At 40.3% G+C, this 18,359-nt stretch carries 17 protein-coding genes; 9 read left to right on the forward strand and 8 right to left on the reverse strand.

Annotation, left to right across the window (positions count from 1 at the left end):
• Nucleotides 1-20: 20 nt before the first annotated feature.
• Nucleotides 21-449, forward strand: coding sequence for a guanosine-3',5'-bis(diphosphate) 3'-pyrophosphohydrolase (locus tag J699_RS15685; RefSeq protein ID WP_032869447.1), 429 nt, complete (start codon nucleotides 21-23; stop codon nucleotides 447-449).
• Nucleotides 450-504: 55 nt separating this feature from the next.
• Complete coding sequence (locus J699_RS15680; protein WP_005230772.1) at nucleotides 505-1,425, forward strand: LysR family transcriptional regulator; 921 nt, start codon at nucleotides 505-507, stop codon at nucleotides 1,423-1,425.
• Nucleotides 1,426-1,456: 31 nt separating this feature from the next.
• On the opposite strand, the gene map is transcribed toward J699_RS15680, so the two are convergent.
• Complete coding sequence (map, locus tag J699_RS15675) at nucleotides 1,457-2,251, reverse strand: type I methionyl aminopeptidase (protein ID WP_032869446.1); 795 nt, start codon at nucleotides 2,249-2,251, stop codon at nucleotides 1,457-1,459.
• 358 nt (nucleotides 2,252-2,609) lie between these two features.
• Here map and brnQ point away from each other — a divergent pair, with 358 nt between their 5' ends.
• Together brnQ and J699_RS0218375 are read left to right on the forward strand one after the other, a co-directional pair.
• Complete coding sequence (brnQ, locus tag J699_RS15670; RefSeq protein ID WP_032869444.1) at nucleotides 2,610-3,911, forward strand: branched-chain amino acid transport system II carrier protein; 1,302 nt, start codon at nucleotides 2,610-2,612, stop codon at nucleotides 3,909-3,911.
• 422 nt (nucleotides 3,912-4,333) lie between these two features.
• The gene (locus tag J699_RS0218375; protein ID WP_005230776.1) at nucleotides 4,334-4,594 is read left to right on the forward strand and encodes a hypothetical protein; all 261 of its coding nucleotides are present in this window, start codon (nucleotides 4,334-4,336) and stop codon (nucleotides 4,592-4,594) included.
• Nucleotides 4,595-4,607: 13 nt separating this feature from the next.
• Here the strand turns inward: J699_RS0218375 and J699_RS15665 are convergent, their stop codons facing one another.
• Nucleotides 4,608-5,063 (reverse strand): hypothetical protein, encoded by a 456-nt coding sequence (locus tag J699_RS15665; RefSeq protein ID WP_032869442.1) that lies wholly within the window; start codon nucleotides 5,061-5,063, stop codon nucleotides 4,608-4,610.
• Between the two features lie 136 nt (nucleotides 5,064-5,199).
• On the opposite strand from J699_RS15665, the gene J699_RS15660 reads away from it, so the two are divergent.
• Both J699_RS15660 and J699_RS15655 read left to right on the forward strand, forming a co-directional pair.
• A complete protein-coding gene (locus J699_RS15660; protein ID WP_032869439.1) occupies nucleotides 5,200-6,057 on the forward strand; it encodes an alpha/beta fold hydrolase in 858 nt (285 codons plus the stop codon).
• A 639-nt stretch (nucleotides 6,058-6,696) separates the two neighbouring features.
• Nucleotides 6,697-7,161 carry a MarR family winged helix-turn-helix transcriptional regulator gene (locus J699_RS15655; RefSeq protein WP_005230779.1) on the forward strand — a complete coding sequence of 155 codons (465 nt, stop codon included), beginning with the start codon at nucleotides 6,697-6,699 and terminating at the stop codon, nucleotides 7,159-7,161.
• Between the two features lie 50 nt (nucleotides 7,162-7,211).
• Here J699_RS15655 and J699_RS15650 read toward each other — a convergent pair whose 3' ends face one another.
• From J699_RS15650 to J699_RS15630, 5 genes are all read right to left on the reverse strand, one after another.
• Nucleotides 7,212-7,877, reverse strand: a complete 666-nt coding sequence (locus J699_RS15650) for an SOS response-associated peptidase (RefSeq protein ID WP_005230780.1) — start codon at nucleotides 7,875-7,877, stop codon at nucleotides 7,212-7,214.
• Between the two features lie 79 nt (nucleotides 7,878-7,956).
• Nucleotides 7,957-8,577 carry a 2OG-Fe(II) oxygenase gene (locus tag J699_RS15645; protein ID WP_005230781.1) on the reverse strand — a complete coding sequence of 207 codons (621 nt, stop codon included), beginning with the start codon at nucleotides 8,575-8,577 and terminating at the stop codon, nucleotides 7,957-7,959.
• 181 nt (nucleotides 8,578-8,758) lie between these two features.
• Nucleotides 8,759-10,921, reverse strand: a complete 2,163-nt coding sequence (locus J699_RS15640) for a malate synthase G (protein ID WP_009512736.1) — start codon at nucleotides 10,919-10,921, stop codon at nucleotides 8,759-8,761.
• A gap of 290 nt (nucleotides 10,922-11,211) precedes the next feature.
• The gene (gene zapE / locus J699_RS15635) at nucleotides 11,212-12,357 is read right to left on the reverse strand and encodes a cell division protein ZapE (protein WP_004772477.1); all 1,146 of its coding nucleotides are present in this window, start codon (nucleotides 12,355-12,357) and stop codon (nucleotides 11,212-11,214) included.
• 118 nt (nucleotides 12,358-12,475) lie between these two features.
• The gene (locus tag J699_RS15630; protein WP_032869437.1) at nucleotides 12,476-13,495 is read right to left on the reverse strand and encodes an AraC family transcriptional regulator; all 1,020 of its coding nucleotides are present in this window, start codon (nucleotides 13,493-13,495) and stop codon (nucleotides 12,476-12,478) included.
• 155 nt (nucleotides 13,496-13,650) lie between these two features.
• Here J699_RS15630 and J699_RS15625 point away from each other — a divergent pair, with 155 nt between their 5' ends.
• Together J699_RS15625 and J699_RS15620 are read left to right on the forward strand one after the other, a co-directional pair.
• Nucleotides 13,651-15,165 (forward strand): flavin-containing monooxygenase, encoded by a 1,515-nt coding sequence (locus J699_RS15625; RefSeq protein WP_032882694.1) that lies wholly within the window; start codon nucleotides 13,651-13,653, stop codon nucleotides 15,163-15,165.
• A gap of 236 nt (nucleotides 15,166-15,401) precedes the next feature.
• Nucleotides 15,402-16,628, forward strand: coding sequence for a multidrug effflux MFS transporter (locus tag J699_RS15620; RefSeq protein WP_032869433.1), 1,227 nt, complete (start codon nucleotides 15,402-15,404; stop codon nucleotides 16,626-16,628).
• Between the two features lie 25 nt (nucleotides 16,629-16,653).
• Here the strand turns inward: J699_RS15620 and J699_RS15615 are convergent, their stop codons facing one another.
• Nucleotides 16,654-17,229 (reverse strand): TetR/AcrR family transcriptional regulator, encoded by a 576-nt coding sequence (locus tag J699_RS15615; protein WP_032869431.1) that lies wholly within the window; start codon nucleotides 17,227-17,229, stop codon nucleotides 16,654-16,656.
• A gap of 208 nt (nucleotides 17,230-17,437) precedes the next feature.
• On the opposite strand from J699_RS15615, the gene J699_RS15610 reads away from it, so the two are divergent.
• The gene (locus tag J699_RS15610; protein WP_032869429.1) at nucleotides 17,438-18,355 is read left to right on the forward strand and encodes a lysine exporter LysO family protein; all 918 of its coding nucleotides are present in this window, start codon (nucleotides 17,438-17,440) and stop codon (nucleotides 18,353-18,355) included.
• Nucleotides 18,356-18,359: the final 4 nt, after the last annotated feature.

Raw genomic sequence — 18,359 nt, forward strand, 5'->3', positions numbered from 1 at the left:
TGAATGAGAGGATTTCAATCATGGCAACACTTGAACGGGCGATTTCTCTTGCAGCACAGCGGCATGCAGGCCAAGTAGATAAAGCCGATGCCCCCTACATTCTGCATCCCTTGAGAGTGATGCTCAACATGCCGGATATTGAGCACAAAATCGTTGCCGTTTTACACGATATTTTAGAGGATACCGCCACCACGACGGATGAGCTATATGCGCTTGGTTTTCCCATGCATCTAATCGAAGCGATTATTGCCCTGACAAAACAGCAAGGCGAATCCCGTATACAGGCTGCGCAGCGCACGGTACAGAATCCGATTGCACGTATTGTGAAACTGGCTGATCTCACCGACAATATGGACTTATCACGGATTCAGTCTCCGACAATGAAAGATTTTGAACGATTGAAACAATATCAACAGGTTCGAGATATCTTATTATCCCAAAATGTTTAATAATTACATTTATACTGTTTTAACCTGAACACAATAAGCTGGAGTTTATAGCGTAATGCTAACGGATTTAGATGATTTTTATTGCTTTGCGCTGGTGGTTGAACACGGCGGTTTTAGTGCAGCAGAACGTGCAACCGATATTCCTAAATCTAAACTCAGTCGTCGGGTATACAACCTCGAAGAGCAACTTGGCGTACGTCTGATTCAGCGTAGTTCGCGTCATTTCGCCGTGACCGATATCGGGATGGATGTATACCGCCATGCACAAGTCATGATGAATGCGGCGCAAGCAGCGCATGATGTGGTCAATCATTTAAGTAGCCAGCCGCGTGGTGTGATCAAAGTCAGTGTGCCGGTCGACATTGCCCAGAACCAGATGGCAAAAATCCTGCCAGCTTTCTTGAAAAAATATCCTGAAGTACGTGTTCAGATGATGGTGAGCAATCGCCGTGTAGACGTGATTAATGAAGGTATTGATCTGGCCTTACGGGTGCGCTCTAAACTGGATGATGATCCGAATCTGGTGCTCAGACAATTTGAAGCGATTGAACAACGGCTTTTTGCCAGCCAGGCCTATTTAAATGAATTTGGCAATCTCACTACACCAGAACAGCTCCCTGAACATCGAATTATCAGCATGGCTGAAGATCATCTTGATCAGCAATTTCTGTTAACGGGTCCAGATCAGCAGCAGAAAAAGATTAAGGTCAACCCGGTCATTATGGGCTCGAATCTTTTGATGCTGGCCGAGCTGGCAACACAAAATTGTGGAATTGCCTTATTACCGGACAGTATTGCACAAGACTTTGTTAAAACAGGACAGCTGGTGACCGTACTACCAGAGTGGACCGCTCCACATGGTATTTTCCATGCCGTCTATCCATCCCGTCGTGGCTTGTTACCCGCTGTACGTGTCTTTATCGACTATCTGGTTGAGCAGCTTACACAATGCTCAACAAAGAAAAGGCCCGGTTAATTTCCGAGCCTTTTCGACATCACAATAATAATCAAACGGCTGGATAGTGCCCTGTACCTTCCGGCCACGGAGTAAGTAATTCAAAACCATCATCCGTTACCGCAACCATATGTTCCCATTGCGCCGACAGTGACTTATCTTTGGTGACCACTGTCCAGCCATCGTTTAGCTCTTTGACATGAGGTTTGCCTGCATTGACCATCGGCTCAATGGTAAAGACCATGCCCTTTTTCAGAATCATGCCCTGGCCCTTTTGTCCATAATGTAAAATATTGGGCTGTTCATGATAGATACGGCCAATACCATGCCCACAATATTCTCGAACAATGCTATAGCCTGCATTTTGGGCAACGGTCTGGATTGCATGCCCAATATCACCTAATGTTGCACCCGGTTTGACCGTATGAATGCCTGCCAACATGGCTGCATAAGTGGTTTCGACCAGTTTCTTGGCCTCAGGGCTTGGTTGACCGACAAAATACATGCGGCTGGTATCACCGAAATAGCCATCTTTAATCACGGCAACGTCGATATTCAAGATGTCACCGTCTTGCAAAATCTTTTTGGCAGAAGGAATCGCATGACATACTTCTTCATTCACAGAAATACAGGTCGTCTTGGTAAAACCGTGATAGCCAACATTGGCTGGAATCACCTGCAAGGTATTCACAATATAATCATTGCAGATATCATCTAAATATTCAGTTGAAACACCCGGTTTAATATACGCACCGATCATTTCTAACACTTGTGCCGCCAAACGACCTGAGATTCTTAATTTCTCAAGATCTTGTTCAGTTTTAATGGTCACAGTAGAAGCTCTCATTCGAGATTTTCCTTATTCATCTATCAGATTAATTTCACATGCAAGCAAAAGATATGAGGGCTGCATAAAGTATTTCAATAGTTGTACGCCCTTGCATGAAAATCTTCAATCTTTTTAAGACTAAAAGCGTACTTTTATTTTACATTTAATTTCGATTGTGCTGATTGAAAAAAGACATCAGCACTTTTTATTTTATGAGTTTTAAAAACCTTTTCAATGCATTAGCTTTACCATAGCTAATTATATGATTTTCATAATTTCTTTTTAGTCAAAAAACAGACAATTTTCACATAAATTAGTTTCAAAAGAACGCTTTTTTATTCTAAAATTTGCACTTTTATTTTATGCCTCCCTCTTTATGAATCAACTTCGTACAGGAGATATCATTGCTTTAGGGTTTATGACCTTTGCGTTATTTATTGGCGCAGGCAATATTATCTTTCCTCCTATCGTTGCGCAGCAGGCTGGTGAACATGTCTGGCTGGCCGCTTTCGGTTTCTTAATTACTGCAGTTGGTTTACCTGTAATTACGATCATGGCTTTATCTCGCATGAAAGGCTCGATCGAAATCATCAGTTCGCCACTTGGCCGTTTCTTTAGCTTACTGCTTACCATTGCTTGCTACCTGACTGTAGGACCGCTATTCGCGACACCCCGTACAGCAACCGTTTCTTATGAAATTGGCTTTGCACCTTATTTTGGTACTTCAGATAGCAGCCTCTTTATCTATAGTATTGTTTATTTTGCTTTTGTGACTGCAGTTTCGCTGTATCCCAACAAATTGCTCGATACTGTAGGCCATGTGCTGGCACCTTTAAAAATCATTGCCCTTGCCATTTTAGGGATTGCCGCTTTTGCTATTCCAACCGGTCTGATTTCACCCGCAGTGAATAATTATATCAGTAGTCCGGTATCTGAAGGCTTCGTTAGTGGTTACCTCACCATGGATACCTTAGGTGCGTTGGTATTCGGTATTGTTATTATTCAGGCAATTCAATCTCGCGGTGTCACAGATACCAAGCTCATTACCAAATATGCCATTATCGCAAGTTTGATTGCCGGTGTAGGACTTACCCTGGTCTATATCAGCTTATTTAAACTGGGTTTAGGCAGTCACGAAGTTGCACCTGATGCAGCCAATGGTGCCATCATCCTTCATGCTTATGTACAGCATGCGTTTGGTGATTACGGTTCTTACTTCCTCACCTGTCTGATTTTCCTTGCCTGTATGGTGACTGCAATTGGCCTGACCTGTGCTTGTGCAGAATATTTCAATGAATTGACCGGTTTATCTTATAAATTGCTTGTTTTCATTCTGACTGGCTTCTCGTTATTAATTTCCAATCTGGGTTTAACCAAGCTGATTGCCTTCTCTGTACCTGTACTGAGTGCCATTTACCCACCAGCAATTGTTGTGATCATGCTCAGCTTTTTCTGGCAGCGTTGGAATAATCCTTCTATTGTGGTTGGATCAGTTACCGCTATTGCGTTCCTGTTCGGTATTGTTGAAGCAATTAAAGCTGCCGGCTTTACCGCACAACTTCCAGCATTTATTCAGCACTTACCTTTAAATGAACAAAACCTTGCATGGTTACTCCCATCCTTGGCTGTTCTGGTAATTGCGATTGTGATTGACCGGGCAATGGCTCAGAAAAAGTAAAATGATTTGTCGTTAAAATGATGTTTTACCCAAACATGATTTTAGCTATACAAAAAATGTTCTTTTATCCAATGTTCATTTTTTGTTTACGACAAATCTTTCTTTTTTGATCAGGCAAGCATAAAAATTACTTATTTACATTGATGTGGTGATAGTAGATATTTTACGATAAAGTGATATCACTCACTTTATATACCCCTTATAAATATTTCATATTGTAAAAATATCGACCAATATTTAACTAAAAAATACCATAAATTAATATAAAAAATACTTTAAACCTTTATAAATCAATACATTCAAAAATTTATTTTCAAAATCCCCCTTTTTGCTCTTGAAATGCTCAGAAAATACCAGTACAACTTAAAAAACAATTCAGACAAAAACGCATGGTTTTGTCGTCACAACAAGGAGGGATGGAGATGTTATCAATACATTTCAACAAGCAAGTCTTCATTAACGCTCTGAAGGCAAATGATACAGTAGTATATGCAACCACAACGCTCGCCTTAATGGTCACGTTGTTATTTCAAGGCACAATTAAAGGTAATTTAAAACCTGAATATTTTGCATATGCATTGATTGTCTCTGTTGCCTTTTGTATGTGGGCGATCGTCGATCGAAAGTTTCGACAGTTAAGCGTAGCACGCCAAAAAAATTCTCTAGGGAGAATGGATGAGTAATCATCCATTTTTTTTAATTTAAAAACTTCGCTATTGTTCCACATAACAACACTGTTGTAGCGCCTAACTCGACAATAATTAAAGCTAACATCATCAACGACATGCACCATGCTGGCAAATTCAACTGCCCTACTTTATGCGGTTGCTTAAACTGATTGGTGGTGTCCTTTAATACACCATGCAAGATATAAATCAAAATCGACATCGCAAAAAAGAATAAGTTTGCAACCACACAGAATAAAACAAGCTGATCAGATAAAACCGTGAAATAGCTAAGTGCAGCTAAAATCAGGCTTGCAGATGCATATAGCAGACTACTCCGATGAGCGATATCCACATAATAGTGTGCTCTGGCCAGTTCAGACTGTCTGATCTGATAATACTTCCAGACCCCGGTTACCATCCCCACCCAAAGAAAAATACCACTGAATACAATAGCCAATTGCGTTGCTGTATTTAATACATACATGTTCTTTCCAGTTTTCCTATACTTTGTTTTATACGGTTATATAACATAAAGTTTGACTTTTAAGTCATTTTTTAAACAGGTTTCTTTTTGGAACTTATGTAAAGTAATCCTATATATACATAAGAGTATCGTTTCCATGAATAGCGTTGAATCTTTCTGGATCAGTTGCAAGGATGGTTATCAACTTGCTGCTCAATTCTATCCAGCACTCAATTCCGATAAGTCCTACCCGATTCTAATCTGCCCAGCGACTGGTATCACCAAAAATTTTTATCATGCATTTGCCCAATGGTTGAATCAACAAGGTTATCCAGTATTGAGTTTTGATTTCCGTGGAATTGGGGAATCCTTACATGGTGCATTAAAAGACTCAACAGCAAGCATTAATGACTGGGGAATGTATGATATTCCTGCTGCAATTGAGGCATTGTTGAATCGTACACAAGCGGAAAAAGTCATTATTGTTGGCCATAGTGCCGGAGGACAACTGCTTGGCATCGCATCAAATTATCACAAGGTTGCCAAAGTATTAGCAATTGCCGGCTCAACAGGTCATGTCAAAGGCCTCAAAGGTAAAACCAAAGTACTTGCCCCTGTGATGTTCAATGTCATTTTCCCGGTTTCGAGCCTTGTTAAAGGTTATGGCGCAACTCAATTTATCGGGATGGGTGAAAACCTGCCTAAAAACGTTGCAAAGCAATGGGCTGAGTTTTGTAGTAAGCCCGGTTATGTCATGAATGCCATAGGTAAAACTATTTTTGAAGATTATCATCAGCAAATTCAATGCCCTATCACATCGTTCTGGGCAACCGATGATGAAATTGCCACGCACAGCAATGTCAAAGATTTACTTCGTTTGTATCCGAATGCACAGACCAAATTAATTGAACTGAATCCGCAACAGCTCGGTTATAAGCGGATTGGACACATGCTGATGTTCAAGAAATCACATCAAAAGATCTGGCCAATATTGGAAAGTGAATTACGGATTTAATCTGGACGGTTAAAAAGGTTTAAGTTCATTGCCTGTTCTGCTTTGCGCATCTCAACCTGTAATCCTGTTGAGATGCGTTTTTTTATGTGCCATTTCTAAAAAAATAAAACAACCTGATCGTTCTAAGCATCTTTTTATAAATTTACGAGAAAAGTGTGACAAAGAATGTATTTATTCATCTTTTAAAAAAGATTTCACAAGTCACATTTTAACCAATTGTTCAAAGCAAACTTATGTATTTACTATTTATTTAAGCTTTATTTATTTTATAAATATATTGATTTTGTATATTTATGACATTTTAGACAGAAATTTTTATAAAAATGTCACGTCAAAATTCGTATTTTTTTTCTACAATACAAATATTCTATAGTCCAGCACAGCTGTAAAACTGTAGAATCCCGTTAGGGGTCAGACGACTGGATAGTTCATCTTTAATAGCTGATTTATGTGACTTTTATGATGACTTCTCTATTCAGAACAAAGATAATTTAAAAATTATCTTTGGACAAAGATGTTAAAAATGGAATGTTAAAAAAATCAGGAAAGGGATTTTTGTTAACAGGCAAATTGTAGACATTTCATGGAATCTTAGAGCTAAATTGGATTAGCTCCTTGTGCAAGCATAGGAAATAAGTAATGCCAAAAAAATATGCGCGTTTTTTACCTACAGCCGATTCATTTAATCTGGAAGACTTCCCTTTTTACTGGATTTCTCAAGTAAATGCTCAGTATGTCCAAAACATCGATAATGTACTGAAAAAGTATGGTCTAGACAATTCACGTCGCCGTATTCTGATTGCCTTGCACGTCAAACCTCATGCCAGTGTGTCTGAACTTTCCGAAATGGTCATTTCAAAAATGTCGACCACAACCAAGATCGTGTACCGCCTCAAAGATGAAGGCTATATTGATACTTATTCGTGCAAGGAAGATGGACGTATTACCCGTGTTCATCTGACTGAAAAAGGTCAGGAAATGATTACCAAAATCAATGATCTGACCGCCATAATCCTGGAACAGTCTTTTGACGGTTTGACACCATTACAAATCGAGAAGACCATGGAAATCCTGCGACATATGTTTAAAAATCTCGCACGTTAATACAATGATAAAAAAGGCTTCATCAGGAAGCCTTTTTTTTGATTTGAAAATTAAAAATCAAACATATTTAATTGTGGTGTGACTTTTTCTATTTTTGCCTTTGGTACATGTAGGCACTCAAACTCTTCCACCGGAAAACCTTGCATAAACTCATACAGCTGATGAGGTTGTTTTAAGCTTAACCATTCATCTAAGCGCTCATGCGGGATCACCACTACCGATCGTTTAACATCACCCGGTTCATGGAAATCCTTCATCATCGGGTGGTCTATAGCGTCCATGGTCAGCATGGTAGCCGAACGGATCACCTGATCATTCAGTTTGCGGATCTCATACAACGCTGCGATGAAGAAAGCTTTTCCATCTTTGCGACGGACTGCCCAACGTTGCGGCTTATTGTCAATATATTTACTTTCATAAAACTCGGTGACTGGAATGACGCCGAACTTACATTTGGAGGCAGCTTCCAGAAAACTCGGTTTTTGAAACAGTGTTTCATGTCGGGCATTATAGGTATGCTTGGAAATATTGGTATCTTCCGACCATTTTGGTACCAAGCCAAATAACACCTCACGCCATTCATAGCCGTGGTCCGATTTAAATAGCAACGGGGTTTTATAGCTCGGATAGACCTCTTCCACATATTCGAATGGAATCGGAGGCAAGCCCAACTGCAGAGCCTGTTCAATGGTCAAGGGTTTAAAATTGGCACACATGACTGTTATATGGGTGTAATTCGCAAAATTTAAAGTTAAAAAAAGGAGGTTTATTCACCTCCCTTTTTATGGAAAAAATTTATCCAAATAATTTTTTCATTTTTGCACTTAAGCCATGAATAAAGCGATGCTTGGCATTGGCTTTATCGCTGGTTAAAAAGTTAATCTGGATTGATTGACGTTGTCCTTCATAAGGAACATAGCCATGCCAGCCATTATCAGTGACTTTAAAGGCAACTAATGTCCCTGGACCCGCATCAATCTCAGCCACATAGTCATCCATGTTCTTTTCATCATTCAAGATACGTAGACGACCTGTAGGCGCATCCCAAGATTCATTTAAATAAATCAGGATAGTCAGCAGTTTGGTTTTTGAATCCGAGTGAATCCGGCCATCTTTTTGACGTGAATAACCACGTAACGTGATCATCATCGGATGTTCCATTACATCCACATCAAATTTTTCAGTTAAAATCTGGCGAAATTCTTTGGTATCTAATGATTTTAAGAAACGATCAAAATTAGGCTTAATTTCAACATCTTCAATGTTATAGCTTCCACCTTGTTCAATCTTTGGAAAATCCTGAATCACAGCTTTTACTTCACTGTCTACAATTGAATTTTCCACCACAAAGTAAGGATATGGCGTAGTTGAAACCTGCGCCTGTTTTAAAGCATCTAATTTTAGAATTTGTGACATCGCTATGATTCGGCTAAATGATCAAACTACGCTAATTATAACAAATATTTCAGCGCTAATCTGTTTAATCCTGTTTTTAACAATATTTGATCCTCACCCAAACAAAGCAAGCAGATACCTCGTTTTTCTGAATCGCAGCTATAAAAAAAGCCTCCGAAGAGGCTTCTTTATTCAGATGAAATTAATCACCGGTATAACCTTTTAATTTTAAACGCGCTGCGTGGAGTAATGGCTCTGTATAACCCGATGGCTGCTCTGCACCTTTGAAGATCAGGTCAGACGCTGCCTGGAATGCAATACCATCGAAGTTAGGTGCCATTGGCGTATAAAGTGCATCATTGGCATTTTGCTGGTCTACAATCACAGCCATGCGCTTAAGCACTTCTTCAACCTGTTCACGCGTTACGATCCCGTGACGCAACCAGTTTGCAACGTGTTGAGATGAAATACGTAATGTTGCTCGGTCTTCCATCAAGCCAACGTTATTGATGTCTGGCACTTTAGAACAGCCAACACCTAAATCTACCCAGCGAACCACATAACCCAAGATACCTTGACAGTTATTTTCAAGTTCGTTGTTTAACTCTTCTGCAGTCCAGTTGGTTTCTGCTGCAAACGGCGGTGTTAACAAGTCATCTAAAGACAACATGTTTTCAGCAGCCAATTCGTCTTGGCGTGCTTTTACATTGATCTGGTGATAATGCAAGGCATGAAGTACCGCACCTGTTGGAGATGGAACCCATGCACACGATGCACCTGCATTTGGATGCGCAGTTTTAGTCGCCAACATATCTTTCATGCTGTCAGGTTTTGGCCACATGCCTTTACCAATTTGCGCTTTACCTTGTAAACCACATGCCAAACCAATGGCAACGTTACGGTTTTCGTAAGCAGCAATCCATTTTTGTGTTTTAACTGCTTCTTTACGAACAACTGGTGCAGCTTCCATAGAGGTATGGATTTCATCACCCGTACGGTCCATAAAGCCCGTGTTGATGAAGATGGTGCGGTCTTTTGCAGCAGCAATACAGTTCTTCAGGTTGACTGAGGTACGGCGCTCTTCGTCCATGATCCCGATTTTGAGCGATTTTTCTGGTAAACCAATCGCTTGTTCAGCACGTTCAAACAATTCAACGGCAAACGCAACTTCTTCTGGACCATGCATTTTAGGCTTAACGATATACATTGAGCCTTTACGAGAGTTTTTATTCTCGTTTTGACCACGAATATCCGCAACGGTAAGTAACGGCGTGATTAATGCATCCATGATGCCTTCAAACACTTCTTCGCCATCTACAAGGATCGCAGGGTTTGTCATCAAATGTCCAACATTACGGAGCAACATCAATGAACGACCATGTAAAGTGGTTGTACCACCAATCAGGTTTTGAACGGTACGGTCTTTATTTAAGGCACGGGTAATGGTTTTACCATTTTTCTCGATTGACTCTTGCAAGTCACCTTTCATCAAACCTAACCAGTTACGGTAGCCTTCAACTTTCTCTTCTGCATCGACCGCAGCAACCGAGTCTTCCAAATCCTGAATCGTAGTTACAGCAGCTTCAAGGGTTAAGTCTTTGACACCAGCAGCATCAGTTTTACCTACAGGGCTATTTGCATCAATCTCAATGATTACGTGCAAGCCATTATTTAATAAAACGATTTCTGCAGGAGCCGCAGCATCGCCATTAAAGCCAACAAATTGAGATGGATGCGCCAAAGCAGTGGTTGAACCATCTTTTAAAGTCACGGCCAAAGCGTTGTTGACCACCGCATATTGGGTTGCATCTGCATGTGAACCTTGTGCCAATGGGAAAGTCTGGTTTAAGAAGTCCTTAGCAAAAGCGATAACCTTGTCACCACGTACCGGGTTATAGCCCTTACCTTTTTCTGCGCCACCTTCTTCAGAGATGACATCTGTACCGTAAAGCGCATCATATAAAGAACCCCAACGCGCATTGGCTGCGTTTAGGCAGTAACGTGCATTACGTACAGGTACCACCAATTGTGGGCCTGCAAGTAAAGCAATTTCTTCATCTACGTTTTCAGTGCTGACTTTGAAGTCTGCAACTTCAGGTACCAGATAACCAATTTCGGTCAAGAATGCTTTATAAGCATTAAGTTCAAATTTATTATTACGATGCCATTCATCAATCTTCGCTTGAAGATCATCACGCTTAGCCAATAATGCCTTGTTCTTTGGGCTAAGGTCGACAACGACTTGCTCGAAGTTTTTCCAGTAAGTTTCACTCTCTAAACCAGTCCCTGGTAAAGCTTCATTTTCGATGAAATCATAAAGTTCTTTAGCAATCGCTAGCTTGCCTTTTTGAATACGTACAGTCATTGTCTTTCCTGATGGTGCTAACTTTTTATAACAAGAATTCTAGTATACTGATTTATACTAGCCTGAATAGTAATATCACATTCCTAAATAGTAAGCATTTTCCCTATTAGACGTATTGACAAACAAGATTTTTTATATTTATCAAAATATCAAATACAGATACTTTTCTTTTTAGTTATGCAACATACTCCCTTTTCAAACTTATCTAGTTATAACAAAATTCAATCAGGAATAAAGCGTTATGCACGTAACTTTATAAAAAAAGGCATTCCGAAGAATGCCTTTTTAATTTATGAGGTCTGTGCGACCTGAATCTGCCGATGCTCCGAATGCAGATAATCATCCGATTGCATTTCCAGTAAACGTGAACGCGTCCGTTCAATTTCAAATGCCAGTTTCTCACCTTCATACAGATCAATGATTGAATCTTCAGAGGTAAGAATCAGTTTTACGCCACGGTCATAAAATTCATCGACCAGATAAATAAAACGACGTGTCCCTTCAGACAGGAAATCAGTCAAATGCGGAACATTACTTACCAATACGGTGTTATAAATGTTGGCAATTTCAATAAAGTCGGCCGGACTACGCGGTTTAAAACATAGTTCCGAGAATTCACACCACAATACATCTTCAGTATGACCTAAAGTCTCTACTACACGATTATTGATCATGATTGGAGAATTAGATTGTGCCTGCGTCTGGGTCAATGCTTTAAAACGACCTGATAACCATGCTTGGGCATCATCGGTTAATGGATACTTGAACAGTTGCGCTTGTTTCAAGACGCGTAGACGATAATCCACACCGGCATCTACGTTCAAGACTACGCAGTTTTTCTTGACCAGCTCAATGGTTGGCAAGAAACGGTCACGATGAATCCCGTTCTTATACAAGCCATCTGGTGCAATATTTGAAGTTGCAACCAGTGTAATGCCACGTTCAAATAGCTTCTGGAATAAATCGCTCAGGATCATTGCATCAGTAACGTTCGATACGAAAAATTCGTCAAAGCAAATTACAACAGCATCTTTATAAATCTGATCCGCAACCAAATCTAAAGGATTGCGTTGACCTGAAAGCTTATTCAACTCTTTGTGGACATGTTGCATAAAGTGATGGAAGTGCATACGCATTTTACGGCGGAATGGAACAGATTCATAAAACTGATCCATCAACCACGTTTTGCCACGACCTACACCACCCCACATATAAACGCCTTTCGGATAGGTTTGACGACGGAAACGTCGAAACGCTTTCTTGGAAGCCTTATAACGGGTGAGTAACTCTTTCCATACTCGGTCTAACTCTCGCACAGCCTGAGCTTGTGCTTCATCTGGCATGAATTGTCCTGACTCAAGTGCTTGAGTATAACGCTCAGCAGGTGACGTTGGGATAAATGCAGTGCTATGTGAGTCTGGTTTAGAATTTGACATAAGGTGTTATTGCAATTTTAATTGGTGAAAATTATATCGAACATTCTGTTCAATGACATTAGATTTTAGGCTTAATTATCATGGAGTTTAAACATCATAATGTACCATTTTTAATCATTTAATGATTGCGGTTATATTGTCTTGGACTCAGTCCAAACCATCTTTTAAAAGCATGATTAAACGCTGCCGGTTCAGAATAACCTAACATTTCGGCCACCTGTTCAATCGAATATGAACTGTTTTCGATGAATTTTATCGCCTTCTGTTGAATCAGCTTTTCACGAATTTCCTTATAGCTGGTCTGCATTTGCTGCAATTGATGTCTTAACGTGCGCTCAGGAATATGCAAGGCACAGGCCGTTTCCGCCATGGTCGGAATGACACCGTTTTGCATTTCCAGATAATCCTTCACATACTCCACCACGGTCAATTTCAGACTGGCACTTTTTTCTAGATTTTGAATATCCGCTAGGCATTTTTCTTCATAAATGCGATAGGTCAATACATCAGCAGAGGGAATTTTAATGTTCAGTATTTGGGTATTTTCTAATATGAAGGCAGCCTCTCTACATCCAAATTTGACATCCTGCCCATAATAATCCTGATACGCTGCAAGCAAATTTAAGTCTTTCGGACGGGTAAATGGCAATTCGATCCGGATATTCGGGATCTCCAGTCCCATCATTTTAAAAATATCTTGTAAGAACTTATAAGTCCCTGAAATTTCACATTGTGCGCGCAATTGCCCTAAATGTGTATTCAGGTCAACCGGCTGATAGAACAAATAAATAAAATCTTCTTTAATTTCGAGATGTAAAGAACCAAACAAATGGGTTAATTGCTGAAACTGCACACCATTCAACAATGCCTTATGGAGAGTTTCACTGGTCACCAACAGCATCAGGAATGGTCCATAACCGGCCAGCGCATAATGCTGCCCGATGAACAGACCTTGTTCAGGTGAAATATCCTGACTAATATGTTGCAAGATATCCCATTCGATCTCATCAGGAATAATTGAAGCTGGATCTAAGGCATCGGCGTGTATACCCATATTGGCTAAACGTGCATCCACATCAATGCCGACATGACGCATGCCCTGAATCAAATACATCAATCCGAGGATAGATCTCTTCATAGTTCCTAATGCAGTTCTCAAAACTTTAATGTTTTACTATAAAAACCTGAGCAAATGAATTGCCGAAATGGTCAAGTTTTACGTCGGTACAATCATATTTAATCTCGATAAAACCGTTAAACTGGCACAAAATTTAGCTGTACAGGATATACGCTATGGGTAATGTAACCAAAAATGCGATTCAAAAAACAAAAGTGGCAATTATTGGTGCAGGTTTTGGTGGTTTAGCGATGGCCATTCGCCTGTTGCAAAGTCAAATTAATGATTTTGTAATTTTAGAAAAAACCAATGACGTCGGTGGTACATGGCGTGAAAACCAATATCCGGGGGCAGCATGTGATGTGCAGTCACATATGTATTCCCTGTCTTTTGCGCCAAAAACCGACTGGTCAAAACGTTATGCAGAAGCAGATGAAATTTTTACCTATATTCAGGACATCACAGCACAATATCAATTAAAAGACTATTGCAAATTCGGACATGAAGTGACCAAAGCCGAGTTTGATGAAAACCGCAATGTCTGGACCCTAGACTTTAAAGATCAGGCCACCCTCGAAGCGCAATTTGTGATCTTTGCTTCTGGCCCGTTGCATGTTCCACAAATTCCTCATGTCAAAGGCATTGAAAACTTTAAGGGTAAAGTCTTCCATTCGTCTCAATGGGATCACGATTATGATTTAACGGGTAAATCCGTTGCATCTATTGGCACTGGTGGTAGTGCCATTCAGTACATTCCAGAAATTGCACCCGAAGTTAAACAGCTCTATGTATTACAACGTACTGCCGCCTGGGTCATTCCACGTGATGAACGTAAATACTCACAGCTCAGCAAAACACTCTTTAAAGCGTCGAATATTTATCGTCAGATTCACAGACCCCGCCTGTACTGGACCAATGAATCTCGTGTTGTACCGATTGTGCAGCCACAAATCATGAAATATGGCCAAAAACTGGCAGAAGCTTTTATCCGTTTCCAGGTCAAGGATAAAGAACTGGCGAAAAAACTGACTCCAGATTTTGTCATGGGCTGTAAACGTATTTTGATTTCTAATAAATACTTCCCGACCTTTAACCGTGACAATGTTGAACTGGTGACGGATGCTATTCAGGAAATAACAGCGAACGGCATTATCACTAAAGATGGCAAAGAACGCCAAATTGATTGCCTGATTTATGGTACGGGCTTCATTACCGATCCACGCATTTATTTAAAGCATTTCAACTGTATTGGTCGTAATGGCATTGAACTGAAACAGGCATGGAAAGATGGTGCGGAAAGCTATTATGGTATCAGCACCAAAAACTTCCCGAATTTGTTCCAGTTACTTGGACCCAATACCATTCTTGGTCATAACTCTGTAATTTTCATGATCGAATCACAAGTGAACTATATTCTGCAACTGATTCAAACCGTCGATCAAACCAAGACGCAAGCTGTCGAAATCAAGCAGGATGTTCAGGATCAGTTCAATGAACGTGTACAAGAGCAACTGAAAGGTACGGTCTGGCAAGCGGGTGGCTGTAGCAGTTGGTATCAAGCTGCTGATGGTAAAAACTTCTCGCTATGGCCAACCTACACTTGGAGATACTGGCTTGAGACACGCAAAGTAAACGTGGCTGATTATAATTTTATTAGTCACTCAACTGCTGCCAAATCCGATGCTGCATAATTAGCAAAATACAGCTAAAAAGCCCTTGAACGTCTCAGGGGCTTTTTTATTTTAGAATGATACAACGACTTACACCTCCTACTTGTCCTCTGTTTATTTCCTTATCTTTTCCAATTTAAAACCGCATTTCTTTTTATAGGCAAAAACAAAAAATTCATGCTAAGATTTTAACTACCTACCGTTAGGTAGTTAAATAATGTCTGTTCACTTCCTTCCTATCCTAGAGTCTACAAGATATGCAATCTGCTCCGCCAATCTCTAAAATCAGTTGGTCTTTGTTACTGCTGCTGTCCTTATTTACCGCCTTAGATGCACTGGCAATTGATATTTATTTACCTGCATTTCCACTACTTGCCGAAAGCTTTGCAACCACACCTGGACATATCCAGCTCACCCTGTCGGTATTTCTGATTGGTCTTGCTATAGGTCAAGGGATGTATGGGCCTTTGCTGGACCGTTTCGGTCGACGCAGACCGTTGCTGATTGGTATTGCAATCTTTATTTTGGGTTCATTACTGGCTGCAATTGCACCGTCGATTGAATGGTTACTGGCTGCGCGATTCTTACAGGCCATAGGCGCATCGGCTGGATTAGTGGTACCCAGAGCAATTATTTCCGATGTATGTGATGCACAAAGTAGTGCCAAAAACTTTTCGATCCTGATGCAAGTGATGATGATCATTCCCATCATTGCACCTTTATTCGGTAGCTTTATTCTTCGATTCGGATCATGGACACTTATTTTTTATATATTGGCCGTACTCGGTATGCTCTTATGGCTATGGGGCAATTACGCCATACCCGAAACCTTAAAACCTGAGTATCGCCAGCCACTCCAGCTCAGCACCATCAGAACCAGCTATCAAACATTGAGCTTAAATAAAAGCTTTATGGCGTATACCCTTGCAGGTGGTTTTATCTTAGGTGCTTTCTTTGTTTACCTAAGCCAGTCTCCTTTTATTTTTATTCAGCATTATCATATTCACAATGAAACTTTTAGTACCTTATTCGCAGCCAATGCGATTGGACTCATCATTCTTGGACAAGTTTCAATCCTGTTATTGAAACGCTGGTCTGCGCAACGCTTACTGGTACTTGGGATGTGTATATTTAGTGGGGCCAGCTTGATTCTGCTAATGAGTGTATCTTTTTATGATTTAAGCTTGTGGCAATACATTGTTCTTTTGGGACTAAGTATCTGGTCTACAGGATTTATCTTTGGTAACGTCACCGCACTGACCATGCAACAAAGCCCACAGCATTTAACGGGCGCGGCCTCATCATTCATGGGTTTACTCCAATATGCTTTTGCTTCACTGATTGGTTTTATTGTCAGCTTTATGGACGTTAATATCAGCCTGCTTCCTGCAAGTTTATTCATCTGTGGCAGTATCGCACTGGGCTTATCTATTTTTGCCGCCTCAGGACAACGGGCACGCTTTCCAGTTACAGAAGCTGAATAATGATATTCACACGCATCAGTACCTTTTAAATTGAGGTACTGATCAATACATTCAATGCTTTTAAGATGGCATCCAGACGAAGTCGGAACTTTTCTCGACCGCCATAGATCAATTCACTTTGCAATGCATCCACAAAACTCATGCATATCCGAGCAAGTGTCTGGGAATCGAGTTGATGCTGATTTTTAGCCACTTTAGAATTCTGGATCGCTTGCGAAAATAGCTGTTCCAGATCAGCCATAAACATATGCATCGGCTCAATCACCTGATCATACAAATGCACAGGTGGACTGATCAAAGCATTCATCCAGAACTGAACCGCATAAGACTCATTAAAGCGCTGTTCAATACTGATAAAATAATCATGCAGTTGTTGCTGTAGATGCTCTCCACCTTGCAAAATTGTTTTGGCATATCCCAGTTCTTCATCAATCATGATGGGAATCAGGCTAAGATAAAGTTCATCCTTATTCTTAAAATGTGCATAAATCGAAGGTTTTTTTATACCAACATCAGTCGCAATTTCATTCAATGACGTGGCGGCAAAGCCCTGTTTTGCAAAACGTTCCAATGCATATTTTTGAATCTTAGCTGCTGTCACAAATCATCTACCTCTTGTACTGATAAAAGTATATTTCACCTGATGCGATATGCATAGCTGAATCAGCGCATTCAATCTGCATATCCCAATAGCATAAGAATTCCAGAAGCTTTACAAGCCTAAACTTTCTTGATCAAATGATATATAAACCTACCCAAGTATAAGATTTCCCTGCATAATAAATCAGCACTGTAAACGCTCTGATTGTATGACCTCTTTCGTTCTGATTTTCCAGATTTTTGTTTGTATTGGCTTAGGCTATTTTGTAGCACCACATTTATCTCCGTCGCTAAAAAAATTTGTCTTTAAAATTCTTCCCTATTTTTCTTATATTTTACTGGTCAGTGTTGCCTTTGAACTGACTCAGGCACTGAATCATATTCAGAATCCAGCAACCATCTTGCCACCTGCGCTACTCATTGCATTTACCACGTCAATTGGTTCTTTTTTCATTTGTTTAATGACCTATAAGCTGATTGATCGGCAAAGTGTGCAAGGGAAAATCTCACTGCACCTGTTTCTCAATGCGCTAAAGAATATTGGTAAAGCCTTTCTGGCCTTGGCGGTCGGGATTGGCTTGGGGATGCTCATTCAAAGCTTAGAGCTGCATATTGCCTTTAATAGCTGGTATTTATTACTGATCTTTATTTTCTTGATTGGCGTTGAGCTGGCCTTTACTCAATTCGATCGTAGCTGGTTAAGCTGGAAAATTTTACTGGTGCCCGTGGCTGCATTCATCGGATCTTGTCTGGCAGCAATTCTGAATTATTTTATTCTATCGAATCATTATAACCTGAATGAAGTCATGGCTCTAGCACAAGGTTATGGCTGGGATTCAATGTCCGGGATTTTATTTACCGAACTGCATTCGGCCAAACTGGGAGGTATTGCCCTGTTAACCGATTTATTTAGGGAAATTTTTGCAATTTTATTGATGTATTGTCTAGGTTGGCGCTTTCCACGCTCGGCGATTTCCAGTGCGGGTGCGACTTCAATGGATGTGACGCTTGCGATGGTGAAACAGTCATGTGGCACACATTATGTCCCACATGCCATGATGAGTGGATTGATTCTGTCGCTGCTCGCACCACTCTTGATCAGTTTATTTCTTAGTATGACGTTTTAACCTT

Source organism: Acinetobacter sp. 1000160, from assembly GCF_000588715.1.
Taxonomy (GTDB): Bacteria; Pseudomonadota; Gammaproteobacteria; order Pseudomonadales; family Moraxellaceae; genus Acinetobacter; species Acinetobacter courvalinii.